The sequence below is a fragment of the Snodgrassella sp. B3882 genome (assembly GCF_026535915.1).
Classification (GTDB): Bacteria; Pseudomonadota; Gammaproteobacteria; order Burkholderiales; family Neisseriaceae; genus Snodgrassella.
This window is the reverse complement of sequence record NZ_JAFNPF010000001.1, coordinates 676225-700812: the sequence shown is the minus strand read 5'-3', so window position 1 is coordinate 700812 and position 24588 is coordinate 676225. Positions and strand designations below refer to the sequence as shown.

The following is a 24588-nucleotide window of genomic DNA, read 5'->3' as shown; positions in this document are numbered from 1 at the left end:
TAGTTATTTTTCCCAATGCACCATATCGTAAGGGTAATATGGTTGGTCTTTTAGGAGGGTATCGTCTAAGCCAAGTATTTTGACCAATGCACCGCTTTCAAAGCTCCAATAGCCTATATGTATATTCCATTTGCTTTTATGTCCATCATGCCAACCCAAATCAGAATGTCCTCTATACCATTCTTTTTGCAGGTATTTTTTTAATCTCTCTACCGCTGCGGTTTTATCTGTTTGGGCCAATGAAATAATGTCTTGAGTTGCTTTATAAGGTCTTGGAAATTTAAATTTTATTGTTTGTTTTCCCCATTGGGTGCAGTTTTGTAAAAGGAAGTCAACCAGATAATCATTGAGATGATCCCTTTCAACCAAAGATTTTAATTTTTCCAATATATCTGCTTCTGCCTCCAGCATAATACCGATAGATAGCATCCAAACCATATCAATATAACCTGATATTGCTTTCCAACCTTTTTCCATATAAGAAATCGTTATTTTATATTCTTCCATAATGGATGATATGGGTTGCCCCATAGAATATTTGGCAATTAAATTGTCAGATTGATAAATGAAAATATCTTCGTATGTCGCTTTTATAATTTCATTATTTGGATTGGGATATTTTTGGATCCCCTTTTTTTCATCTTCTTCTAAACTTTTTATTTCTAACAAATCTTCCTGAATAAATTTAATTTTTTGTACGATAATTTCTTGATACCCTTCCAGGGAGTTTAATTTATCTCTTAGTTCCATTATGTTGTCTTTCTCCAATGCACCATATCGTAAGGGTAGTATGGCTGGTCTTTTAGGAGGGTGTCGTCTAAGCCAAGTATTTTGACTAACGCACCGCTTTCAAAGCTCCAATAGCCTGTATGGATATTCCATTTGCTTTTATGATCATCATGCCAACCCGTATCTGAATGTCCTTTATACCACTCTTTTTGCAGGTATTTTTTTAATCTCTCTAACGCTGCGGCTTTATCTGTTTGGGCCAATGAAATAATGTCTTGTGTTGCTTTATAAGGTCTGGGGAATTCAAACTTTGTTGTTTGTTTGCGCCATTGGGTACAGTTTTGTAAAAGGAAGTCAACCAGATAATCATTGAGATGATCCCTTTCAACCAAAGATTTTAATTTTTCCAATATATCTGGTTCTGCCTCCAGCATTATACCGATTGATAATATCCAAACCATGAATATATAGCCGGATATTGCTTTCCAACCTTTTTCCATATAAGAAACCGTTATTTTATATTCTTCTATAATGGATGATATGGGTTGCCCCATTGAGTATTTGGCAATTAAATTATCATATTGATAAATGAAAATACCGTTGTATACTGATTTTATAATTTCATTATTTGGTTTGGGATATTTTTGGATTCCTTTTTTTTCATCTTCTTCTAAACTTTTTATTTTTAAAAAATCTTCCTGAATATATTTAATATTTTGTTCGATAATTTCTTGATACCCTTCCAGGGAGTTTAATTTATCTCTTAGTTCCATTATGTTGTCTTTCTCCAATGCACCATATCGTAAGGGTAGTATGGCTGGTCTTTTAGGAGGGTGTCGTCTAGGCCGAGTATTTTGACTAACGCACCGCTTTCAAAGCTCCAATAGCCTGTATGGGTTTGCCATTTACTTTTATGATCATCATACCAACCCAAATCAGAATGTCCTCTATACCACTCTTTATTCAGGTATTTTTTTAATCTTTCTAGGGCTGCAGTTTTATCTGTTTGTGCCAATGAAATAATGTCTTGAGTTGCTTTATAAGGTCTGGGGAATTTAAACTTTGGTGTTTGTTTGCTCCATTGGGTACAGTTTTGTAAAAGAAAATCAACCAGATAATCATTGAGATGATCCCTTTCAACCAAAGATTTTAATTTTTCCAATATATCTGGTTCTGCCTCCAGCATAATACCGATAGATAGCATCCAAACCATCTCAATATAACCTGATATTGCGTCCCAACCTTTTTCCATAAAAGAAACCGTTATTTTATATTCTTCTTTAATGGATGATATGGGTTGCCCTATGGAATATTTGGCAACTAAAATATTACATTGATAATTAAAAATGTTATCATATTTTGCTTCGATAATTTCATTATTACGTCTTGGGTATTTTTGTATCCCTTTTTTTTCATCTTCTGCCAAACTTTTTATTTCTAAAAAATCTTCCTGAATAAATTTTTCTTTTTTGTTTATAAGTTCTTGGTATCGTTCCTTAGTATTTAGCTTATCTCTTAGTTCCATATTGTTGTCTCTCTCCAATGCACCATATCGTAAGGGTAATATGGTTGGTCTTTTAGGGTGGAGTCGTCTAAGCCAAGTATTTTGACCAATGCACCGCTTTCGAAGCTCCAATAGCCTATATGGATATTCCATTTGCTTTTATGAGCATCATGCCAACCCAAATCAGAATGTCCTCTATACCACTCTTTTTTTAGGTATTTTTTCAATCTTTCTAGGGCTGCGGCTTTATCTGTTTGGGCCAATGAAATAATGTCTTGGGTTGCTTTATAAGGTCTTGGGAATTTAAATTTTATTGTTTGTTTGCTCCATTGGGTACAGTTTTGTAAAAGGAAGTCAACCAGATAATCATTGAGATGGTCCCTTTCAACCAAAGATTTTAATTTTTCCAATATATCTGCTTCTGCTTCCAGCATTATGCCGATAGATAACAGCCAAACCATATCAATATAACCTGATATTGCATTCCATCCTTTTTCCATATAGGAAACCGTTATTTTATATTCTTCTGTAATGGATGATATGGGTTGCCCCATTGAGTAATTCGTTACTAACGTTTGACATTGATAATTGAAAATACCTTTGTATATCGATTTTATAATTTCATTATTTGGTTTGGGATATTTTTGGATCCCTTTTTTTTCATCTTCTTCTAAACTTTTTATTCTTAAAAAATCTTCCTGAATATATTTAATATTTTTTTCAATAATTTCTTGATAGCCTTCCAGGGAATTTAATTTATCTCTTAGTTCCATATTGTTGTCTCTCTCCAATGCACCATATCGTAAGGGTAATATGGTTGGTTTTTTAGGAGGGTATCGTCTAAGCCAAGTATTTTGACTAACGCACCGCTTTCAAAGCTCCAATAGCCTATATGAATTTTCCATTTGCTTTTATGAGCATCATGCCAACCCGTATCCGAATGTCCTTTATACCACTCTTTTTTTAGGTATTTTTTCAATCTTTCTACGGCTGCGGATTTATCTGTTTGGGCCAATGAAATAATGTCTTGAGTTGCTTTATAGGGTCTTGGGAATTCAAACTTTGGTGTTTGTTTGCTCCATTGGGTACAGTTTTGTAAAAGGAAGTCAACCAGATAATCATTGAGATGATCCCTTTCAACCAAAGATTTTAATTTTTCAAATATATCTGGTTCTGCCTCCAGCATTATACCGATAGATAACAGCCAAACCATATCAATATAACCTGATATTGCGTTCCAGCCTTTTTCCATATAGGAAACCGTTATTTTATATTCTTCTATAATGGATGATATGGGTTGCCCCATTGAGTAATTCGCTACTAACCTTTGAAACTGATAATTGAAAATACCTTTGTATATCGATTTTATAATTTCATTATTTGGTTTGGTATATTTTTGGATCCCTTTTTTTTCATCTTCTTCTAAACTTTTTATTTCTAAAAAATCTTCCTGAATATATTTTTCTTTTTTGTTTATAAGTTCTTGGTATCGTTCCTTAGTATTTAGCTTATCTCTTAGTTCCATTATGTTGTCTTTCTCCAATGCACCATATCGTAAGGGTAGTATGGTTGGTCTTTTAGGAGGGTGTCGTCTAAGCCAAGTATTTTGACTAACGCACCGCTTTCAAAGCTCCAATAGCCTGTATGGATATTCCATTTGCTTTTATGATCATCATGCCAACCCGTATCTGAATGTCCTTTATACCACTCTTTTTGCAGGTATTTTTTTAATCTCTCTACCGCTGCGGTTTTATCTGTTTGAGCCAATGAAATAATGTCTTGAGTTGCTTTATAAGGTCTTGAGAATTTAAATTTTGGTGTTTGTTTGCTCCATTGGGTGCAGTTTTGTAAAAGGAAGTCAACCAGATAATCATTGAGATGGTCTCTTTCAACCAAAGATTTTAATTTGTCAAATATATCTGCTTCTGCCTCCAGCATAATACCGATAGATAACATCCAAACCATCTCAATATAACCTGATATTGCTTTCCATCCTTTTTCCATATAAGAAACCGTTATTTTATATTCTTCCATAATGGATGATATGGGTAGCCCCATTGAATATTTGGCAATTAAAATATCAGATTGATAAATGAAAATACCTTCGTATGTCGCTTTTATAATTTCATTATTTGGTGTAGGATATTTTTGGATCCCTTTTTTTTCATCTTCTGCTAAACTTTTTATTTCTAAAAAATCTTCCTGAATAAATTTAATTTTTTTTTCAATAATTTCTTGATATCCTTCCAGGGAGTTTAATTTATCTCTTAGTTCCATATTGTTGTCTCTCTCCAATGCACCATATCGTAAGGGTAATATGGTTGGTCTTTTAGCGGGGTGTCGTCTAAGCCGAGTATTTTGACCAATGCACCGCTTTCAAAGCTCCAATAGCCTGTATGAACTTTCCATTTGCTTTTATGATCATCATGCCAACCCGTATCTGAATGTCCTTTATACCACTCTTTTTGCAGGTATTTTTTTAATCTCTCTACCGCTGCGGTTTTATCTGTTTGGGCCAATGAAATAATGTCTTGAGTTGCTTTATAAGGTCTGGGGAATTTAAACTTTGGTGTTTGTTTGCTCCATTGGGTACTGTTTTGTAAAAGGAAGTCAACCAGATAATCATTGAGATGATCCCTTTCAACCAAAGATTTTAATTTTTCAAATATATCTGCTTCTGCCTCCAGCATTATACCGATAGATAACATCCAAACCATCTCAATATAACCTGATATTGCTTTCCAACCTTTTTCCATATAAGAAACCGTTATTTTATATTCTTCTATAATGGATGATATGGGTTGCCCCATTGAGTATTTGGCAATTAAATTATCATATTGATAAATGAAAATACCTTTGTATGTTGATTTTATAATTTCATTATTTGGTTTGGGATATTTTTGGATCCCTTTTTTTTCATCTTCTGCTAAACTTTTTATTTTTAAAAAATCTTCCTGAATATATTTTTCTTTTTTGTTTATAAGTTCTTGGTATCGTTCCTTAGTATTTAGCTTATCTCTTAGTTCCATATTGTTGTCTCTCTCCAATGCACCATATCGTAAGGGTAATATGGTTGGTTTTTTAGTGTGGTGTCGTCTAAGCCGAGTATTTTAACTAATACACCACTTTCAAAGCTCCAATAGCCAAAAAATATATCTGCTTTGCTTTTGTGATTATCGTACCAGTAGGTTAATTTCATACTCTTATACCAATCATTATCCAGATAATTTTTTAGAATCGCTATCGCTTTGTTTTTATCCATTTCTTTAGTTGTTTCACATAGTGGTCTAAATTGCTCATAAGTTAACTTATTTACCATTGACGGGTAACCTGTTTTATAAGAAATGATAAAAGAAAATAAGTCATCTTTACGGTTACTTTTATGGAGTACTTCTATTATTTTATTGAAATCATATTGATTTGTCTCTAATAAGACGCCAAGCGATAACATTCTTAACATTAATAGGTATTCATCAAAATGAACATCATCTTCTGGTGTGCTGTCATGATCATTCCAGCCTTCTACAAATCTATTTATCACTAAGGGAAATTCTCTCCTTAGTTCTTCAATAGCATATCCTGAAGTGTATTTTGCAATTAAAATATTTAAAGAAATAATGAAAAGTTGTCTTTTTATGGAAGGAATTCTATTTTCAACCACTTTGCCCATTTCTAACCAATTATCAAATTTAAGTATTCTTTGATTTTCGCTATTAATAAAATAATTAAAATAATCCTGTGTTTTTAAATTTGTTCTCATTTTCATCCTTTTTTATGTAAAAATAATATTTTATGGTCAATTTCCTGCTTTTCCTCTAATAATGTAACCATGAGTATCTACTTTCCTATATAATATATTTCTGTAATCATCTAATTTTATTAATTAATTTTTTAATATTCAAATAAAATTCTCCTACCGACAACCAGAATATCGGCAACATGATCTTCAAATAGTTTACACAATTTGATTAATTTCATTTTTATCATATAATCAAATAAATTGTTACTTGAAGAGAAAACAATGGTATTTGCATTATTTCAATTCATATTCATTATTGTTTTAATTATAATAATGGTTTTTGGTCTAATTTGTGTAAGTGCGCGCATCAATGCTTTGCAAAATCAAGTTATTGAGCTCAAAAGAAATATACACCAGATAAAAGATCACCAAATCGAATCTATTGAAAAGAATGAAATATCATCGCCATCTTCAGATCCCAAACAAACACCAACTACGACTGTTGATCATCAAAGAGACACTGTTGCAGAAATAGTCCAAATAGCAGAGCCAGAAGTTGCCGAATCCCAACCTACAGTTAGTTTTGCAGCAGTAGCAGCTGAGCAAGAACCCACTAAAATTTCACACAAAGAAGCTTTATTTGCCCAAACGCCAGCTCCTGCACCACATGGATTCAGTCATTGGTTTAAGAGTCTGGTAACTGATAATTTAATTTCTAAAGTAGCCATCATCATTCTGTTTTTTGGTCTTTCTTATCTGTTTAAATACAGTATTGACCATCAATTATTGTCACCACAACTGCGAGTGTTGGGCACTTTTGTTTTCGGCATCGGAATGTTATTTACAGGATGGTATTTAAAAGATAAAAAGACAATTTATGCAATGATACTGCAAGGCGGTGCTCTAGGTATTATCTACATTACTGTATTTGCCGCTTTCAAATTATATGATCTTATTCCATATTTATTAGCGCTGGTTGCCCTAATTATTATTTGTGCTCTATGCGTATATATGGCTTTAGTCCAGCGCACTAAAAGTTTAGCCATACTAGCCTGTATTGGCGGTTATTTAGCGCCCGTTTTGCTATCTTCTCATACCATCAACCATACTGCCTTATTCAGTTACTATTTAGCCATATCTAGTGCCATTCTAGTGATAAGCATCTGGCAATCGTGGCGAGTGCTCAACCTCATCGGATTTTTATTTACTTTTTTTGTTTCGTTAATATGGGGCACAACTAGCTTCCGTTCAGATTATTTTGCTGAATGTGAGTTTTTTATACTCGGTAACATGTTAATTTACGGCATCTTAGCGGTAATACTGTCTATTCGCAGTTTAACCAAAGAGCGTCATCAGAACATGATTGATCTGATTTTACTCTTTGGCACACCTTTAGCCGCATTCGCACTGCAACATGCCATTACTAAACACTGGGAATACGGACCAGCCATTTCAGCATTTGCATTTGGATTATTTTATCTAATAGGTTCATATATCTGCTTACATTTTCATGGTTTTATTTCCAAAATCATTTCTCAGCTTGGCTTGGCAATAGGTCTTTCATTTATCACTTTATCAATTGCACTTGCCTTCAGTCTTGAATGGACAAGTTTAATTTGGTTATTTGAAGGAACAGCCTTAACTTGGGTGATGCTGAATCAAAAGCAGTCCCAATTTGCCAGATTTGGCGCGTTGATTAATATGTTGGCTTTTGTGACCAGCTTTTATAGCGTAGTAATCACGCATTTTACCCTAACGCAATATATACTATTTAATGGCTTTGTCAGTATCAGCCTGCTGCTAAACGCTTGCCTCTGGCATCATTACCTCGATCAAAATGAATCAGCTAAAGAAAACAGATTAACATTTATTCTAATGGCATGTGTTGTCTGGGTATTCTGGATTCTCTCCAGCATCAACCGCCTCTCTATAACGTCGGATGAACGTAGCACATTAATATGCTTATGTTTCACTGTGGCAGTATGGCTATGGTATTTTATTGGTAAAAAAATTAAATGGGATGGGCTTTGCTACGCTTTTCTATCCCTATGGCCGGTGCTCTTTTTGTCGCTAACAGTTTATGCCGGTACACGCACTAATGATTTCCTTCTGCTTCATCTATTGTGTGATTTAGTTTGGATTTGTGCTTTTATTAGTGGTTATACCTATTTAAATATCGCTAAAAAAATCTTTATTCGTTCATCGCAAGGCTTCTATTTATTTTTACATATTAGTTTATTCTGGATCACTTTGTATTGGATTTTCGATCAAGCCAAATACCTGTTAAATTTATTACCAGCAGGCTTCAGTACCATTGAGTTCAGTGTTTTACTCAGCATCAGCAGTATGACCGTATTAATTATTAATGCTTTATTGAAGAAAAAACTGATGGGTGATCCAAAAACCATCAAAGCCTATGTATGCTATGGACTCATTCCTATTGTTTTACATATCTACCTGTCTTTAATATCTGGGCTTTTCAAATACGGTCAAATTGATCACTGGCCTTATATTCCTTTGATTAACCCGCTAGAAATCAGTGCAATTTTTGCTATATTGATGTTAGGTGTCTGGTTTAATCTGTGCGCAAATTACAAAACGTATAGAGATTCTAATAACATTAAACAACCCATTTCTAATTTTGCGTTCTGGGTTATGATTGTATTCAGTTTCTTATGGGCAAATAGTCTGATTTTAAGATGCTTAAGTCAGTGGCTAAATGTTCAATGGACTTTAGGTCATTTATGGAATTCTAAAATTATTCAAGCAACGCTGTCGCTGATATGGGCTTTTGCTGGCGTTCTTTTAATTTCCATAGGGCATCGTTTTGCGCAACGTAAGACCTGGTTTACTGGAATGATTATCCAGTTGGCAGTAGTGATTAAATTATTTTTGGTTGATAGCATGGAACTGGAAGGGTTATTGCGTGCAGCTGCATTTATTATCATTGCCCTACTGATGTTATTTATCGGTTATCTGGCTCCTCTGCCTCCTAAAACCCATAAAACGGATCAATCTTATGATGAGTAATCTATTTATTGGTTCTCATGTTCATATCAATGCATATTTGTCGGATTGATCCTATTGTTTTGTGGATTGGAAAAAACTTATTGAAGTTAATTTGCTGTAACCAATATTTATTTATACCGATAGAAGAATGAGTAAAAGAAGAATTTATATATGCAGCTACTCTTTTATTTCCTGCAATGATTCCTTTGGTATGTAGATATGACAAAGGAAGTGGGAATAAAATTATGCTCGCTTTAGAAAATAGCAGGGGTGAAACTCTCTGAAAACTGATACAAGAATTACCAGCTAAACATACTGAAATGTTGAAATCTTCGATTAAATACTCTTTGACGAAGTATCAATATTCTTTAGTTGTATTTTAAAACTAAATACACAATCCGAACTTTTGGGTAGTGATTAAGAAATCTTCAAGAGTATGGAAAATGCAATAACACTACGCCTCAATTTCATAGCTAAAAAATTTTAATCATCAATGGATTATTGTTGACAAAAAAAAGTGAGTCTATAATTTTAGAACATTACCTAGACACGATTTCTCCTCAATATTTGATTGATTTAAATTTCTGACAACATCAAACAAAATAAACAATCGATGACTTATATCCTAACTAACTAGATTAATATGCCCTCCTATTTACCAGAAAACACTTACGTCGTTTGCACTAATCAAACGGGAAATAATTCGCTTTTTCAGAAATAGGAATGCTCAGCCCATTTCAATTCAAAGGTGGACAACTGGTTATTTGGATCATAATAAATCATGTTATTGGTCAGTGACGCAAACAAGCGTCGATTGAATATCTTAAAGCAGATGACCTTTGGATGGTGCTAAAGTCAATCTCGTCAGCAGAAATTGACTTTAGCTAGGTTTATGATGGCGATATTTATGCAAAAGTCGAAAAATAAACACCTTTTTTATTATCTTAGTCACCTCAAAGTAACCATTTGGAAAAGTTGCTTGGACTATTAGTTGCCTTACTCTGCAATTTGTTCAATAGAGATAACCATTCTAAAACCATTTGAGCAATGCTGTTTTGAACCTTAATGTTTAAAGGTCTCATATCTTTGAGATGTTATGCCTAATCATAGAAACTAAACCACTTGAATAGCATATTATTGTTAATTCTGTCGATCTTTTGCCAAATTATTTCAATACTAAGTGCTTGCTAACAGTATGTTGCGCTTTTGTGGTTTGGGGATTAACCGCCGGTGTTTTTTCCTAGCAACATGGCATCGCCATAACTGAAAAAACGATATTTTTGGGCAACCGCATGTTGGTAAAGCTCACGGATATCTTGATAACCTCTAAAAGCACTAACCAGCATCAACAGTGTTGATTTGGGTAAATGAAAATTGGTGATCATTTGATCGACAACTTTAAACTGATAACCTGGGGTAATGAATATATTGGTGTCACCTTGCCCAGCTTGCAGTTGCCCGCTACGCGCGGCAGACTCTAATGCGCGCACCGCGGTGGTGCCTATCGCCCAAACTTTGTTGCCTCGTGCCTTAGCAGCCGCAATTTCGGCCACAACTTGCTCACTGACTTCATACCACTCACTGTGCATATGGTGTTGTGCTATATTTTCAACCCGTACAGGCTGAAAGGTGCCTGCGCCCACATGCAATGTGACTTCGGTGAGATGAGCACCTTTATCGCGCAATCGTTGCAGAATGGATTCGGTAAAATGTAAGCCAGCAGTGGGTGCAGCAACGGCACCTTGATATTTGGCATACACTGTTTGATACCGTTCGTCATCATGATCATCTGCACCACGAGTAATATACGGAGGCAAAGGTAAGTGCCCATGTGCCTCTAATAATGACCAAACTGTTTCGGTATGGTTGAATCGCAATATAAACAATTCTCCCTGGCGTTGCAGCATTTCTGCCTGAATATTGCCTTCAAAAATGAGTTTCGCCCCAGGTTTAGGTGATTTGGAAGAACGGATATGTGCTAACGCAGTATGTTCATCTATGACCCGTTCGATTAATGCCTCAATCTGTCCACCAGTGATTTTATGTCCAAATAAACGCGCTTTCATGACGCGTGTGTTGTTAAATACCAGCACATCACCGGCATTAATAAAGTCTTCTAACTGACTAAAGTGGCTATCTATCACTTGCTGACCCGGTAAAGCTACCAATAATCTGCTGCTGCCACGTTGTGCCGGAGGATGTTGTGCAATCAGTTCTGCTGGCAAATTAAAATCAAAATCGTTAATGTGCATGTTTTCGTGCCTGTTCAGGCAAAAGGATCTATTATAGCTTGCTTATTCTATGTGCAAAATAGTTAAAGTATAACGAATGTAAAAGCCTTGATAGATGGTATCTTGACGACTGTACAAGTCGAAAAATATGCATATTTGATTTGTTTAAAGTGGGAAATAAATACAAAATTACTGGACATCTGCGCTCATTTTCGGCAAAAATGACGGAAATTTGATTTAACTAAGCAAATATGAGTGCCTCTATTCTGGTTCTGAATGGACCTAATCTTAATTTACTGGGCGCGCGCGAACCGCATATATATGGCCATACTACGTTGGCTGATATTAACCAAAATTTAGCACATCTTTCGCAAGCTGCCGGCTTATCTCTGGAAACTCTGCAGAGCAATGCTGAGCATGTTCTGATTGATCGTATTCAGAGCGCGTTGAGTGACAACACTGCTTTTATAATCATCAATCCCGGTGCCTTTACGCATAGCAGTATTGCCATTCGTGATGCATTGTCGGCAGCGGCTAAGCCTTTTATTGAGGTACATATTTCTAATATTCATGCACGCGAAGCCTTTCGCCATCATTCCTATCTGTCTGATATCGCGTTAGGGGTTATTTGCGGACTAGGTGTTTATGGCTACGAAGCCGCACTGTGCCGTGCAATACAATACATTAAAGAGAATGACCACTCATTCTAAGAGCAATGGTGGTCAGATCATATTCACAAGGGTTCATCATTATGGATTTACGCAAACTAAAAAAATTAATTGATTTGGTTGAAGAATCAGGTATTGCTGAGATTGAAGTAACTGAGGGTGAAGAAAAAGTACGTATTACCCGTACCACGACGGTAGCTCAACCTGTATTTCATTCTGCCCCAATGCAACAACAGGCAGTTACCTCAGCTCCAGCTAACACTGCCGTTGCTGACACTGCTGAACCAGCTCAAGCCACTCCTAGCCTGAATTTGGATAAAGCATTCAAATCGCCTATGGTCGGAACTTTTTACCGTGCTGCCAGCCCTACTTCTGCCCCATTTGTCGAAGTGGGTCAGACTGTTAACGCTGGGGATACTTTATGCATTATCGAAGCCATGAAGCTGATGAATGAAATTGAAGCGGACACCAGCGGTGTGGTGAAAGAAATTCTGGTTTCCAATGGTCAGCCAGTTGAATATGGCGAACCATTGTTTATTATTGAGTAACGGGCAGTACCTCTTTTATTTCCCGATTTTTTAAAGGTATTGCTCTATGCTTAAAAAAGTTCTTATAGCCAATCGTGGCGAAATTGCCTTACGTATTCTGCGTGCCTGTCATGAAATGGGTATTGCAACAGTTGCGGTTCATTCAGAAGCAGACAGTGAAGCGTTGCATGTTAAACTGGCAAACGAATCTGTCTGTATTGGACCGGCCAGCTCTGCGCTTAGTTATCTGAATATTCCGGCACTGATCTCTGCTGCCGAAGTAACTGATGCAGATGCCATACACCCAGGTTATGGTTTTTTGGCGGAAAATGATGATTTTGCAGAAAAAGTAGAAGAATCCGGATTTGTTTTTATCGGTCCCCGACCGGAAACTATTCGGCAGATGGGTGACAAGGTTTCAGCTAAGGCAGCGATGAAAGCGGCAGGAGTGCCATGCGTTCCTGGTTCTGATGGTGCTTTACCTGAAGACCCAACCGAAATTCAGCGCATTGGTGCAGAAGTTGGCTATCCGGTTATCATCAAGGCTTCTGGTGGCGGTGGTGGTCGTGGTATGCGGGTAGTGGAAAGAGCAGAAGATCTGCTCAATGCGGTAGAAATGACCCGAACTGAAGCAGGTGCGGCATTTGGCAATCCAGAAGTGTATATGGAACGCTATCTGCAAAAACCTCGTCATATTGAAGTTCAGGTATTATGTGATGAGCATGGCAATGCTATCTATTTAGGAGAACGTGACTGCTCTATGCAGCGTCGACATCAGAAAGTCATTGAAGAAGCACCTGCCCCATTTATCAGCGAAAAAGAACGCAAAAAGATTGGCGAAGCATGTGTTGCGGCCTGTAAACGTATTAATTATCGTGGTGCAGGCACTTTTGAATTTCTGTATGAAGATGGAGAATTCTTTTTTATTGAGATGAATACCCGTGTTCAGGTTGAACACGCCATCACTGAATTGATCACTGGGGTGGATATTGTCCAAGAACAAATCCGCGTTGCTTCTGGATTACCGCTATCCTACAGCCAAAAAGATATTCACATTCAGGGACATGCGTTTGAATGTCGCATCAATGCTGAAGATCCCTATACTTTCGTACCCAGTCCTGGTTTGATCGCTAGTTGCCATCAACCTGGTGGTAATGGTGTACGGATCGATAGTCACATCTATCAGGGTTATACCGTTCCACCTTATTATGACAGTATGATAGGCAAAGTGTGCACTTTAGGACGCGATCGCGCTGAAGCCATTGCTAAAATGCGTGTCGCTTTAAATGAATTGGCGATTACTGGTATTAAAACCAATACCAATTTGCATCGTGATATTTTCATGGATGCAGGCTTCATTAAAGGTGGAGAAAGTATTCATTATCTTGAGCAATGGTTACAAAAACACAAAGATGAGCAAAAATAATTTACAATAGGCATACATTGCGCCTTTATTATTCAGGCAGCCGCAGTGGCTGCCTTAAGTTTTTTCTAAAAACATATTATTACGGTGTTAAAAAAAATTATGCATTACCAACAAGTTGTCATAACGGTACCACAAGATCAGGTGGATGTTTTATCCGATGCGCTGATTGAGCACGGTGCACTCAGTACAGCCATTGAAGACGCCAATGCCGGCCAGGAAAATGAGCAACCCATTTTTGGTGAACCCGATATGCCTACTGAGGAAGTATGGCAACAAAGCAACATTGTGGCATTATTTGATCAAAATAGTGATATTGATTTGATTGTCAAGGAGGCTGCACAAGCCTGTACGATTGCTGTACCTTCATATTGTCTGGAAACTGTTCAGGAACAAGATTGGGTACGACTTACACAATCACAGTTTGAACCGATACAGATATCAGACAGGTTGTGGATTACTCCATCCTGGCACTCTATACCCAATGCATCTGATATTATCAATTTGCAATTAGATCCCGGTTTGGCTTTCGGAACCGGTAGCCATCCAACTACTCATTTATGTTTACAATGGTTGGATCAAAATATCCATGGGGGTGAAAAAATTCTTGACTATGGTTGCGGATCGGGCATTCTTACGATAGCTGCATTAAAACTTGGTGCACAAAGTGCAACTGGAGTCGATATTGACCGTCAAGCTATCCGTGCCAGTCAGGATAATGCACTTAATAATCAGGTTGAAGCCCAGTTTTTTCTACCTGATGATCTGCCTGAAAATGAGCAGTATGATATTGTTGTGGCAAATATTCTCGCCAATCCGTTACGCTTGTTGGCGCAAATGCTGGCCGAACGCACTCGAACTGGTGGCCAGATTGTATTGTCCGGAATTTTAGCTGAACAAACTGAGGAACTGAGCAGTATTTATGCTCAATGGTTTGACTTAAATCAACCAAAGATAGATGATGGATGGGTATGCATAAGTGGTACTAAGAAGGCATAATCTAATTATGAGTTTGGTACTAATGATGTTTTGAAGATAAATTGAATGCTGTTCTGTATTTATGAAAAATGAAACAGAACAGATTCAGCACTTTATTTAATTATGAAATAGCTGTAAATAACTATGACTAAGATGATTACTGTGATCTGTCCTAAATGCCGCATGGAAAATTCTGTTACTTCCCCAGCTCCCAGCAGTGGGAGCCGTGTTGAATGCCGACAGTGTCAGCATCAGTTTACTGTGGTCTCTAAGGCTAATAGTAATAAAACAGCCAATCAAAATTCAACTAGCGAAAATGGATCTTCTCAGCCTAATTCTGTTCCAAATGCTGCTGAGGTCATGGATATGCTATCTAATGCCTTGAGTATGAATCAGACTACACCAGGTAAACGTCATTCAATAAAATCGAATGATCATGCAAATCATACCGTGTCCTCACCCAATAAAGCTACCACCGATAAATGTCCGAATTTGAATACGTTGCTTAATCCATCAAGCAGAAGAATCGAAATTCCTATGCCGAATGCAGCTCAAACTCAAACCATGAATCAGGTTGATCTGCCAACAACAATGGATATGAATTCCACCGCTTCTTTGGTGAATACTCCTCAGAGCAACAATACACCGATTCATTTACCGGAAAACGGTGCCACTAATATTGAAATGAATGGCAATATCGGTAATCTAAATAATCTGGTTTTTACGTTATTACCAGGTGAATCACAACGTCAAGCAGATGTTCCTTTATTACTGAATGATGCTATTGAAAAAACCGATGCGATTCATGCTAAAACGGAATTTCTGCACCATCAACAGGATAAACTTTCAAAAGAGTTTAACTGGACTCTAGCTTCTATAGTTGCCTTAACGGTTTTGATCATGCAGTTATTTTATCTGATGTCAGTAAGATAAATTGAGTGATGTTGGTTATATCCCTTTAAGCTTCATAAGTGGTTAAAATCGGTAGACGATCAATTTTTAATCTTACTTGATGTTTTTTGGTAATTGTCTTCTGCAATCGCAGGGTTAAATAACTTTCGCTTGTTTGTATCAATTTTTTCATCACGACATCGCTGCGATTAATTGCTTTATCAGTAGGCACATCTGCCTTTTTTATCGCAAAAGGTGGCAAAAATTAAACTATCTGCCTGCTTAATACCGCAAATATAGTCAAAAATTGATTATATTTTCTCTGTGCTTTGCTTTTTTAACTGCATGGCGGTAATAATTTTCTCAATCTTGAGTAGTTGCTGGTGTTCAAATCCTTTTGAATATAACTACTGTTTTTTGTTTAAAAAAACGATTCTTGGTAATTCCCCTACTCTAAATTGCCGCAAAAGCGGTAAAATCTTTTACAATCTTTTTTTTCTGTATTGCAGTAAGGAAGCGATATGACTCACATGGTTCATTGCATCAAACTGGGTAAAGAAGCACCCGGAATGAAATTTCCTCCATTACCAAATGAATTAGGTAAACGCATTTATGATAATGTATCACAGGAAGCATGGGATGGTTGGTTACGTTATCAAACCATGATTATTAATGAAAATCGTCTTAGTCTTGCTGACCCGAGAGCACGAGAATATATTAGTCAGCAAATGGAAAATTATTTCTTTGGTGAGGGTGCCGACCAAATCAGTGGTTACACTCCTCAAGAAAATTAAATAATGGGGCTGTTCTGTTATTCATCAGGACAGCCCTTTGCACAGGTATTGAGCAATTTGAGATTATATGGTTATTGAGCTTATTAAAAGTGATTTATTCCGCTACTGTGGGCGAACCTGTTTTAAGGCTTTTGTTAAACAGTATTTGTTTAACCGCGGATTTCGCTTTACCTTCTGGCTACGTTTAGCCGCCGCAAAAAGCAGGTGGCATTATTTAGCATTACCTATGTATATGTGGCAAAAACGGCTAAGCGGCATTATGATAAGCCCTCGTACCCAAATCGGTTATGGTTTGTATATTGGTCATGGCGGACCGCTGATTATCAACCGCACAGCGCAGCTAGGGAACAATGTCAATTTATCCCCTTATACGGTCATTGGAGCCAATTTAGGCAATGCTGCAAAAATAGGTAATCACGTTTATATTGGTCCAAATTGTAATGTTATCGAAAATGTTTGTATTGGCGATAATGTCACTATTGGCGCTGGCAGCGTTGTAACCAAGGATATTCCCACCAATGCCACGGCGGCGGGAAATTATGCTAAAGTTTTGAATTTTAACCATCCTGGTCAGTATATCCATAATCCATGGTTGAATTCATTGTGAATAAGTCTTGACCGCCAGCCAGAATAGTGACAAGGTTAGTACCCTTAAAATTAACTGACCAAATCTGACATACCAAAACAGTCAAAGGTATTTATTATGTCCGAACCGCAATCACGCTTACTTTGTCGGGAACTCAGTCTACTGGCTTTCAATCGCCGTGTTTTGGCGCAAGCTCAGGATGAACAAATTCCCCTGCTAGAACGTCTTCGTTTTTTATGTATCGTATCTTCCAATCTGGATGAATTTTTTGAAGTTCGTATGGCATGGTTGCGACGTACCAGACAACGTTTTCCATTGATTCCTTTAGCAAATGGCGAAGTACCGGATACAGTTATCGCCAATGTCACCCGTGAAGCACATTCCTTGATTGCTGAACAATATCGAATATTCAACGATGTATTGATTCCAGCACTACGCCATGAAGGAATTTCTTTTTATCCGCGCAGTTCTTGGAATACTCAACAACAACAATGGGTGGCACAATATTTCAACAATGAATTATTGCCAATTCTGACGCCGATCGGACTTGATCCTTCTCACCCATTCCCGCGCTTACTGAATAAATCATTGAACTTCGCCGTTGAATTAGAAGGCAAAGACGCTTTCGGTCGCAGCGGTGGCATGGCAATCGTGCAAGCACCGCGCATTCTGCCACGCGTTTTGAAGATGCCAAAGGATATTTGCGATGGTCACGATGGTTTTGTGTTCCTGTCATCGATATTGCATGCGCATGTGCATACCCTGTTCACTGGTATGAACGTCAAAGGTTGTTATCAATTTCGCTTGACCCGCGATAGTGAATTAAGCGTAGATGAGGATCTGGAAAATCTGGGCGTTGCCATTGCCGGCGAATTGCAGGACAGACAATATGGCGATGGGGTCAGATTGGAAGTGGCTGATAATTGTCCAGAGCATGTTTATCAGTTTCTGCTTAGCCAATTTCATCTGAGTCCGGATGCGCTATATCGCGTAAATGGACCTGTTAATTTGGTTCGCTTAATGGCTGTGCCAGACATGATTGATCGTAAAGATCTAAAATTTAAACAATTTACCCCTGGAATACCAACTGCCTTAAGTAAAAACCATAATTTATTTGATGTTATACAACAAGAAGATGTGCTTTTATATCATCCTTATCAGTCGTTTGAACCAACGGTACGCTTAATTCAACAAGCAGCAGAGGATCCAGAAGTTATCGCCATTAAAATGACCATATATCGAACTGGCAGCAACTCTGATCTGGTAAAAGCGCTGATGAAAGCCGCTCTGGCTGGTAAACAAGTGACTGTAGTCGTTGAATTGATGGCGCGGTTTGATGAGGAAACCAATTTAAACTGGGCCAGCCAGCTTGAAGCAGTTGGCGCGCACGTGGTATACGGGGTATTTGGTTACAAAATCCACGCCAAAATGGCATTGATTGTACGACGAGAGCAAGGTAAGCTAAAACGCTATGCCCACATCAGCACAGGTAACTACCATCAGGGAACCAGCCGCATTTATACAGATCTGGGATTGATGACCAGCGATGCAGATATAACTGACGATGTTAATACCGTCTTTATGGAAATCACCGGCTTAGGTCAGCCAAATAATCTGCATAAAATTGCCCAAAGCCCTTTTACTTTACATAAGATGTTGCTGGACAGTATTGCTGGTGAGATTGAACATGCTAAAGCTGGTAAACCTGCTCGCATTATTGCCAAAATGAATGCGCTCGTGGAGCCGACAATTATCGAAGCACTTTATGCTGCTAGTCAGGCGGGTGTCCAAATTGAACTGATTGTTCGTGGAATGTGTGTTTTGCGTCCGGGCGTCAAAGGATTGTCGGAAAATATTCGTGTACGCTCTATCGTGGGTCGTTTACTTGAGCATGCGCGTGTATACTGTTTTACTAATGGTGGGCAGAGTAAAGTATGGATTTCCAGTGCCGACTGGATGGGACGTAATTTATTCCGACGGGTTGAAATTTGTACTCCAATTGAAACGACAGATTTAAAACATCGTATCATGAAGGAAGCATTACTTTTGGCGCTGTCAGACAATCAATGCGCTTGGATGATGCAATCCAACGGAGAATATAGACGAATCAAACGTACTGACGCAGAAGCGCCGGTCAATATGCAGGAAACCCTTATCGAGCGCTATAGTCAGCAATAATTTCGCGCAGCATCAAGATCAAGATGCCAGAATTTCTTTAATGCCATTGCCATGGCAAAAAGCAAGGTAATCCATTTGGATTCCTTGCTTTTCGTCTATATTATATTTTAATTATTTATTGATGACCCGTGCTGCCGAAGCCACCTTCTCCACGCTCACTGTGATTAAATTCTTCTACCACTTCAAAAGCAGCCTGCATCACTGGCACAATGATCATTTGGGCAATCCGAGCCAAGGGTTCAATCTCAAATGCTTCCTGCCCACGATTCCACAATGACACTTTCAACTCACCTTGGTAATCGGAATCAATCAAACCCACCAGATTACCTAACACAATACCGTGTTTATGTCCCAATCCTGACCGCGGTAAAATCAGTGCCGCATATTTCGGATCCGCCAGATGTATGGCTAGTCCTGTCGGCACCAGATAGGTTTCGCCAGGTTGTAAAATCACTTTTTCTTCAATGCAGGCACGTAAATCCAGCCCGGCTGAACCAGCTGTAGCATATTGAGGCAATTGTTCAGTCATCAAAGGATGCAAAATTTTAATTTGTACAGATATTTCAGAATTACTCATAAACCCATCTTTAATATAATTAGATTAACTCATTCAAATAAACTCACTGCTGACAGCAACTATACTGAATCATGCAGCAGTTGGGCTAAACGATTGACAATAGCCATCGCCGTATCGTCTTTACTCATTTGCGGTAAAGCTGTCTCAGCTTCATTATCCATCAAAATAACCTGATTGGTACTTTTACCCATTGCTGTCGCAACCTGATTAGCCACCAGCAAAGGCACACCTTTCTTTTGCCGCTTTATGCGCGCATTTTCCACCACCTGCTCACTCTCTGCCGCAAAACCAACGCAGAAAGGAGCATTAGGCATCTGTGCAACTGAGCTCAAAATATCTTGATTTTCCGCTAGTTCAATCACAGGAACAGGTTCACCTACAGTTTTTTTAATTTTTTGGTCACGACGATTCTTGACTTTATAATCTGCAACAGCGGCCACAGAGATGAATACATCCTGTTGACCGATCAAACGATGTACTGCTGTATACATGCTTTCGCCACTTGTTGCCTGCTCACAGTAGCTCAGACCAGCAGGTATGGCTGTCTGCAACAGTCCATAGATGAGTGAAACCGATGCACCGGCTGCACGACAAGCACGAGCCAATGCCATGCCCATCTGCCCACTCGATATATTGGTAATCCCACGCACAGGATCAATAGCTTCAAATGTTGCTCCAGCTGTGATCAATACCCGTTTACCTGCTAATACAGAAGGTGTCCAGACATCTGTCAACAGATCGACTAATTCTCGTGCCTCCAGCATTCTCCCGCTACCGTTCTCACCACAGGCCTGTTCACCAACAGCCGGACCGAGAATCTGTATCCCATCCTTTCGCAATAATTCAAGATTACGCAAATTGGCTGGATTATTCCACATTTGCACATTCATTGCTGGTGCCACCGCCAAAGGACAGGTACGTGCTGCAACCAAGGTGGTTAGCAAATTATCGGCTGTACCATGAGCAATTTTTGCCAAGGTATTTGCAGAAGCAGGCGCAATCAACATCACATCCGCGTGTCGCGAAAGATTAATATGTGCCATGCCATTACCGCTGTTATCAGCAAAAGTATCTATCGCCACAGGCTCACCACTAAGCGCCTGAAACGTGCTTGGGCTGATGAACTCCGTTGCTGCCTGAGTCATCACCACATTGACCTGATGACCGGCCTTTTTCAACAAACGCACCAGCTCACAACTTTTATACGCTGCAATGCCGCCACTGATGCCAAGTAAAATCTTTTTCTTCACATTTACCTCATTAATCACACTCATTATACCTGCCACATTCTCATCACATTCCTTTTAAGCGAAAAGTGAGCTAAGCATGCATGGCAAGTCCAAGTAAAATTATTTATCTTATTAAAAAAGAATTCTACTCTATCCAAATATCAAGTTTTCAGTACTATAATACAACACTTATTTGTCCTACCCTAAGCAGCATGAGAACTTAGCCTTGATTATTAAGCTTAATTGGCGATTAATTGCGTTATATTGTCATAACAAAATTTAATCTAAGTAATGTTGCTTCACTAAACATTTGTTTATATGCAAAGATTTTCCCAATATATGGAATTTTAGTGTATTAACGCTTAAATTTCATTGCCCCACACAAAATGCTTGCATACAATGCACCCTCTTAAGGCAGGAGCAGATTTGTTTTTGCATCGTTCTTTATACACCACAGAACATTTGCATATGCACTGCATTGGCTGGAACGATTATACTGGAGCACCTTATCATGAGCGAAAACTCAACCACCAAGCCAAATGTTGATCAGGCACATTACCTTCAGATCAAAGACATTGTCAAAACCTTCGGCGACAACTATGCCGTAGACCATGTCACCCTTAATATCGAAAAAAATGAAATATTTGCCTTGCTTGGTAGCTCTGGTAGCGGTAAATCAACATTGTTGCGCATGCTAGCGGGCATGGAAACGCCTTCTCAGGGTCAGATCATTCTTGATGGAGAAGATATTACCAAACTACAACCTTACGATCGCCCTATCAATATGATGTTTCAGAGCTACGCATTATTTCCACATATGACTGTGGAACAAAATATTGCCTTTGGTTTGAAGCAGGATAAGCTACCGAAAGAAGAGATAGCAGAGCGCGTCCAAGAAATGCTGCGGCTAGTGCAAATGACAAAGTATGCCAAACGTAAACCACATCAGCTTTCTGGCGGTCAGCAACAGCGTGTTGCATTGGCACGCAGTCTGGCTAAACGTCCTAAATTACTGTTACTGGATGAACCTTTAGGTGCATTGGATAAAAAATTACGCCAACAAACCCAGCTTGAGCTCGTCAACACACTTGAAAAAGTGGGTGCCACTTGCATCATGGTGACCCATGATCAGGAAGAAGCCATGACCATGGCCTCGCGCATTGCCATCATGTCTGATGGACAACTTATGCAAGTCGGTACCCCTTCTGACATTTATGATTATCCCAATAGCCGTTTTACAGCCGAATTTATGGGAGAGACCAACATTTTGCCCGGCACCGTGACAGAAGATGGCTCCGATCATACTGTTATTCACTGCCCTGATGTAGAACAACCAGTATATTTGGGACATGGTATCAGTGGACCAGAAGAGCAAAATATCTGGTTGTCTATTCGTCCGGAAGACATCAACATCTATCGGGAACAACCACAACAGGAATATAACTGGTCGGTCGGCATCGTTAAAGAGATTGCTTACTTAGGTAGTTTCGGCATTTTTCACATTCAGCTGCCATCAGGCAAAATTATCAAGAGTCAAGTTTTGTCATCCTATTGGGAACAAAGCAATATACCGATGCCAACATGGGAAGAAAAAGTTTACATCAGCTGGCCAGACGATCAAGCCAGCCCACTGACGTACTAAAGATGTTGAGGGCTTTATTATGAATTGGTTTAAACGTCTGCATGGGCTGCGCCCGACACAGGGAGTGGTGGTATCCATCCCCTACATCTGGCTCATTCTGTTGTTTTTGGTGCCTTTTTTTATTGTACTGAAAATCAGCTTTTCACAACAGGATGTGGCGATACCTCCGTATACCCCTTTATACGAAGTTGATGCACAGTTGGGCAGAATTAATCTTATTATCAGCTATCAGAATTACGCCGATATTTTCAACGATTTTGGTCACTCCCTATTGCAAATGTTAATGGGGCGTCCGGGGAATAATATCTATTTGCTGGCCTATTGGCTTTCGATAAAAAATGCCTTTATTACTACTTTTATTTGCTTAGTGGCAGGATATCCCATTGCCTATACCATTTCCCGTGCACCAGAAAAATATCGTAATGGCCTGCTATTGGCCATCATGCTGCCATTTTGGACATCATTTTTATTACGGGTTTACGCTTGGATAAGCTTACTTGGACGCAACGGTATCATCAATACTTATTTGCTGAAATGGGGAATAATTCAAAATCCATTAGATATGTTTTATAACAATTTTTCCTTAATTCTGGTGATGGTCTATGCTTATCTACCCTTTATGATATTGCCATTGTATACCCAGCTAGTCAAAATGGATAACCGCTATCTGGAAGCCGCAGCCGACCTGGGTGCCGGACCGATAAAAACCTTTTGCTCCGTTACCCTGCCCTTGTCTAAAGCGGGCATTATATCTGGTTCCATGCTGGTATTTATTCCGGCAATTGGCGAGTTTGTCATACCTGAACTGGTTGGCGGTACGGAAAATCAAATGATTGGTAAAGTATTGTGGCAAACATTCTTTAATGAAAACAACTGGCCGTTGGCTTCTTCTTTAGCCGTTATCATGGTTGTGCTGCTGGTGATTCCCATTACCTTGTATCAGCGTTTTGAAAGTCGTGAGATTGAAAAAGGAACCGATCATGCATCATAAAACCTACTCATGGTTCTTGAAAGGAATGCTGCTACTGGGATTGGTATTCTTATACCTCCCGTTGGTGGTTTTAGTTATCTATTCATTTAACAGCTCACGACTGGTAACCATATGGGGAGGATTATCCACTCAGTGGTATAGCAAACTGCTGCATAATGAACAGATATTAGATGCTGTGTGGCTATCTATCCGCATAGCCTTATGTTCAGCAGCAGCAGCCGTTATTCTGGGTACACTGGCCGGATACGCCCTAGCACGTATCAAACGTTTCCGTGGCAGCACTTTATTTACCGGCATGGTGTCCGCACCAATGGTAATGCCAGACATTATTACTGGTTTATCTATGCTGTTATTGATTATCCAAGTACAAATGTTTTTACAAAATAGTGGTTTGGACGTTCTTTATTTTGAACGTGGTTTTTTTACCATTTGGCTTGGACATACCACCCTGTGCATGGCTTATGTCACCGTAATCATCAGATCACGTTTGACCGAATTGGATCAGTCTTTGGAAGAAGCAGCTAAAGATTTAGGCGCCAGACCGTTAAAAGTCTTCTTTTTAATCACTTTGCCTTCCATCGCCCCAGCTATCGCTTCCGGTTTTCTGCTCTCCATCACCTTATCGCTAGATGATTTGGTGATCGCCTCTTTCTTGTCTGGTCCAGGTTCTTCTACCTTACCTATGATCATTTTTTCCAAAATCAAATTGGGACTTGATCCACAGATGAATGTATTGGCCACAATTATTATTGCTTTAGTGGGTACTTTAGCTATTGGCATTAATTACTTCATGATGCGCCAGAACACCAGACGTGAACGAGAAATGGTAGAGGCTTATTACCAAAACCCATAATTTTTATCAGTTAACTATACACCTTAATCTTCTCAGGTC

The 24588-nt window shown here is 38.6% G+C and carries 23 protein-coding genes; 12 read left to right on the top strand and 11 right to left on the bottom strand.

What is annotated here, in order from left to right:
• Nucleotides 1–3 precede the first annotated feature (3 nt).
• From J3U68_RS02985 to J3U68_RS02950, 8 genes are read right to left on the bottom strand one after another with little or no spacing between them, the layout of a single operon-like run.
• Nucleotides 4–750 (bottom strand): PoNi-like cognate immunity protein, encoded by a 747-nt coding sequence (locus tag J3U68_RS02985; protein WP_267374460.1) that lies wholly within the window; start codon nt 748–750, stop codon nt 4–6.
• On the bottom strand, nt 750–1502 hold the full coding sequence (locus tag J3U68_RS02980) for a PoNi-like cognate immunity protein (protein ID WP_267374458.1): 753 nt from the start codon (nt 1500–1502) through the stop codon (nt 750–752). The genes J3U68_RS02985 and J3U68_RS02980 overlap by 1 nt, the downstream gene beginning before the upstream one ends.
• Nucleotides 1502–2254 carry a PoNi-like cognate immunity protein gene (locus J3U68_RS02975; RefSeq protein ID WP_267374456.1) on the bottom strand — a complete coding sequence of 251 codons (753 nt, stop codon included), beginning with the start codon at nt 2252–2254 and terminating at the stop codon, nt 1502–1504. Before J3U68_RS02975 ends, J3U68_RS02980 begins: the two co-directional genes overlap by 1 nt.
• Nucleotides 2245–3006 carry a PoNi-like cognate immunity protein gene (locus J3U68_RS02970; RefSeq protein WP_267374454.1) on the bottom strand — a complete coding sequence of 254 codons (762 nt, stop codon included), beginning with the start codon at nt 3004–3006 and terminating at the stop codon, nt 2245–2247. Before J3U68_RS02970 ends, J3U68_RS02975 begins: the two co-directional genes overlap by 10 nt.
• A complete protein-coding gene (locus J3U68_RS02965; RefSeq protein ID WP_267374451.1) occupies nt 2997–3758 on the bottom strand; it encodes a PoNi-like cognate immunity protein in 762 nt (253 codons plus the stop codon). The genes J3U68_RS02970 and J3U68_RS02965 overlap by 10 nt, the downstream gene beginning before the upstream one ends.
• The gene (locus J3U68_RS02960; protein WP_267374449.1) at nt 3758–4510 is read right to left on the bottom strand and encodes a PoNi-like cognate immunity protein; all 753 of its coding nucleotides are present in this window, start codon (nt 4508–4510) and stop codon (nt 3758–3760) included. The genes J3U68_RS02965 and J3U68_RS02960 overlap by 1 nt, the downstream gene beginning before the upstream one ends.
• On the bottom strand, nt 4501–5262 hold the full coding sequence (locus tag J3U68_RS02955) for a PoNi-like cognate immunity protein (protein WP_267374447.1): 762 nt from the start codon (nt 5260–5262) through the stop codon (nt 4501–4503). The genes J3U68_RS02960 and J3U68_RS02955 overlap by 10 nt, the downstream gene beginning before the upstream one ends.
• Nucleotides 5253–5993, bottom strand: coding sequence for a PoNe immunity protein domain-containing protein (locus tag J3U68_RS02950; RefSeq protein ID WP_267374445.1), 741 nt, complete (start codon nt 5991–5993; stop codon nt 5253–5255). Before J3U68_RS02950 ends, J3U68_RS02955 begins: the two co-directional genes overlap by 10 nt.
• 312 nt (nt 5994–6305) lie before the next feature.
• On the opposite strand from J3U68_RS02950, the gene J3U68_RS02945 reads away from it, so the two are divergent.
• Nucleotides 6306–9002 (top strand): DUF2339 domain-containing protein, encoded by a 2697-nt coding sequence (locus J3U68_RS02945; protein ID WP_267374442.1) that lies wholly within the window; start codon nt 6306–6308, stop codon nt 9000–9002.
• A gap of 1199 nt (nt 9003–10201) precedes the next feature.
• Here J3U68_RS02945 and queA read toward each other — a convergent pair.
• Nucleotides 10202–11233, bottom strand: coding sequence for a tRNA preQ1(34) S-adenosylmethionine ribosyltransferase-isomerase QueA (gene queA / locus J3U68_RS02940; protein ID WP_267374439.1), 1032 nt, complete (start codon nt 11231–11233; stop codon nt 10202–10204).
• Nucleotides 11234–11463: 230 nt separating this feature from the next.
• Between queA and aroQ the strand changes: the two genes are divergently transcribed.
• From aroQ to ppk1, 8 genes are all read left to right on the top strand, one after another.
• Entirely contained in the window at nt 11464–11922 is a 459-nt protein-coding gene (gene aroQ, locus J3U68_RS02935; RefSeq protein WP_267374437.1) for a type II 3-dehydroquinate dehydratase, read from the top strand.
• Between the two features lie 41 nt (nt 11923–11963).
• A complete protein-coding gene (accB, locus tag J3U68_RS02930) occupies nt 11964–12428 on the top strand; it encodes an acetyl-CoA carboxylase biotin carboxyl carrier protein (protein WP_267374434.1) in 465 nt (154 codons plus the stop codon).
• A 46-nt stretch (nt 12429–12474) separates the two neighbouring features.
• The gene (gene accC / locus J3U68_RS02925; RefSeq protein ID WP_267374432.1) at nt 12475–13833 is read left to right on the top strand and encodes an acetyl-CoA carboxylase biotin carboxylase subunit; all 1359 of its coding nucleotides are present in this window, start codon (nt 12475–12477) and stop codon (nt 13831–13833) included.
• Between the two features lie 99 nt (nt 13834–13932).
• On the top strand, nt 13933–14829 hold the full coding sequence (gene prmA, locus J3U68_RS02920; protein ID WP_267374430.1) for a 50S ribosomal protein L11 methyltransferase: 897 nt from the start codon (nt 13933–13935) through the stop codon (nt 14827–14829).
• A 123-nt stretch (nt 14830–14952) separates the two neighbouring features.
• Nucleotides 14953–15741: a hypothetical protein gene (locus J3U68_RS02915; protein ID WP_267374428.1), complete on the top strand. Its 789-nt coding sequence runs from the start codon at nt 14953–14955 to the stop codon at nt 15739–15741.
• Between the two features lie 479 nt (nt 15742–16220).
• On the top strand, nt 16221–16493 hold the full coding sequence (locus J3U68_RS02910; RefSeq protein WP_267374426.1) for an oxidative damage protection protein: 273 nt from the start codon (nt 16221–16223) through the stop codon (nt 16491–16493).
• A 67-nt stretch (nt 16494–16560) separates the two neighbouring features.
• Entirely contained in the window at nt 16561–17100 is a 540-nt protein-coding gene (locus J3U68_RS02905) for a serine O-acetyltransferase (RefSeq protein WP_267374424.1), read from the top strand.
• Nucleotides 17101–17169: 69 nt separating this feature from the next.
• Nucleotides 17170–19257 (top strand): polyphosphate kinase 1, encoded by a 2088-nt coding sequence (gene ppk1 / locus J3U68_RS02900; RefSeq protein ID WP_267376194.1) that lies wholly within the window; start codon nt 17170–17172, stop codon nt 19255–19257.
• Between the two features lie 115 nt (nt 19258–19372).
• Here the strand turns inward: ppk1 and dut are convergent, their stop codons facing one another.
• Nucleotides 19373–19834: a dUTP diphosphatase gene (gene dut, locus J3U68_RS02895; protein WP_267374422.1), complete on the bottom strand. Its 462-nt coding sequence runs from the start codon at nt 19832–19834 to the stop codon at nt 19373–19375.
• Between the two features lie 59 nt (nt 19835–19893).
• A complete protein-coding gene (coaBC, locus tag J3U68_RS02890) occupies nt 19894–21084 on the bottom strand; it encodes a bifunctional phosphopantothenoylcysteine decarboxylase/phosphopantothenate--cysteine ligase CoaBC (protein ID WP_267374420.1) in 1191 nt (396 codons plus the stop codon).
• 490 nt (nt 21085–21574) lie between these two features.
• On the opposite strand from coaBC, the gene J3U68_RS02885 reads away from it, so the two are divergent.
• From J3U68_RS02885 to J3U68_RS02875, 3 genes are read left to right on the top strand one after another with little or no spacing between them, the layout of a single operon-like run.
• The gene (locus J3U68_RS02885; protein ID WP_267374418.1) at nt 21575–22705 is read left to right on the top strand and encodes an ABC transporter ATP-binding protein; all 1131 of its coding nucleotides are present in this window, start codon (nt 21575–21577) and stop codon (nt 22703–22705) included.
• 19 nt (nt 22706–22724) lie between these two features.
• Nucleotides 22725–23696, top strand: a complete 972-nt coding sequence (locus tag J3U68_RS02880) for an ABC transporter permease (RefSeq protein WP_267374415.1) — start codon at nt 22725–22727, stop codon at nt 23694–23696.
• Nucleotides 23686–24549 (top strand): ABC transporter permease subunit, encoded by an 864-nt coding sequence (locus J3U68_RS02875; protein ID WP_267374413.1) that lies wholly within the window; start codon nt 23686–23688, stop codon nt 24547–24549. Before J3U68_RS02880 ends, J3U68_RS02875 begins: the two co-directional genes overlap by 11 nt.
• Nucleotides 24550–24588: the final 39 nt, after the last annotated feature.

Excerpts from the sequence above, each read along its gene's own strand:
- J3U68_RS02985 (WP_267374460.1), bottom strand. The coding sequence starts at position 750 with ATGGAACTAAGAGATAAATTAAACTCCCTGGAAGGGTATCAAGAAATT.
- J3U68_RS02980 (WP_267374458.1), bottom strand. The coding sequence starts at position 1,502 with ATGGAACTAAGAGATAAATTAAACTCCCTGGAAGGGTATCAAGAAATT.
- J3U68_RS02975 (WP_267374456.1), bottom strand. The coding sequence starts at position 2,254 with ATGGAACTAAGAGATAAGCTAAATACTAAGGAACGATACCAAGAACTT.
- J3U68_RS02970 (WP_267374454.1), bottom strand. The coding sequence starts at position 3,006 with ATGGAACTAAGAGATAAATTAAATTCCCTGGAAGGCTATCAAGAAATT.
- J3U68_RS02965 (WP_267374451.1), bottom strand. The coding sequence starts at position 3,758 with ATGGAACTAAGAGATAAGCTAAATACTAAGGAACGATACCAAGAACTT.
- J3U68_RS02960 (WP_267374449.1), bottom strand. The coding sequence starts at position 4,510 with ATGGAACTAAGAGATAAATTAAACTCCCTGGAAGGATATCAAGAAATT.
- J3U68_RS02955 (WP_267374447.1), bottom strand. The coding sequence starts at position 5,262 with ATGGAACTAAGAGATAAGCTAAATACTAAGGAACGATACCAAGAACTT.
- J3U68_RS02950 (WP_267374445.1), bottom strand. The coding sequence starts at position 5,993 with ATGAGAACAAATTTAAAAACACAGGATTATTTTAATTATTTTATTAAT.
- J3U68_RS02945 (WP_267374442.1), top strand. The coding sequence starts at position 6,306 with ATGGTTTTTGGTCTAATTTGTGTAAGTGCGCGCATCAATGCTTTGCAA.
- queA (WP_267374439.1), bottom strand. The coding sequence starts at position 11,233 with ATGCACATTAACGATTTTGATTTTAATTTGCCAGCAGAACTGATTGCA.
- aroQ (WP_267374437.1), top strand. The coding sequence starts at position 11,464 with ATGAGTGCCTCTATTCTGGTTCTGAATGGACCTAATCTTAATTTACTG.
- accB (WP_267374434.1), top strand. The coding sequence starts at position 11,964 with ATGGATTTACGCAAACTAAAAAAATTAATTGATTTGGTTGAAGAATCA.
- accC (WP_267374432.1), top strand. The coding sequence starts at position 12,475 with ATGCTTAAAAAAGTTCTTATAGCCAATCGTGGCGAAATTGCCTTACGT.
- prmA (WP_267374430.1), top strand. The coding sequence starts at position 13,933 with ATGCATTACCAACAAGTTGTCATAACGGTACCACAAGATCAGGTGGAT.
- J3U68_RS02915 (WP_267374428.1), top strand. The coding sequence starts at position 14,953 with ATGACTAAGATGATTACTGTGATCTGTCCTAAATGCCGCATGGAAAAT.
- J3U68_RS02910 (WP_267374426.1), top strand. The coding sequence starts at position 16,221 with ATGACTCACATGGTTCATTGCATCAAACTGGGTAAAGAAGCACCCGGA.
- J3U68_RS02905 (WP_267374424.1), top strand. The coding sequence starts at position 16,561 with ATGGTTATTGAGCTTATTAAAAGTGATTTATTCCGCTACTGTGGGCGA.
- dut (WP_267374422.1), bottom strand. The coding sequence starts at position 19,834 with ATGAGTAATTCTGAAATATCTGTACAAATTAAAATTTTGCATCCTTTG.
- J3U68_RS02885 (WP_267374418.1), top strand. The coding sequence starts at position 21,575 with ATGAGCGAAAACTCAACCACCAAGCCAAATGTTGATCAGGCACATTAC.
- J3U68_RS02880 (WP_267374415.1), top strand. The coding sequence starts at position 22,725 with ATGAATTGGTTTAAACGTCTGCATGGGCTGCGCCCGACACAGGGAGTG.
- J3U68_RS02875 (WP_267374413.1), top strand. The coding sequence starts at position 23,686 with ATGCATCATAAAACCTACTCATGGTTCTTGAAAGGAATGCTGCTACTG.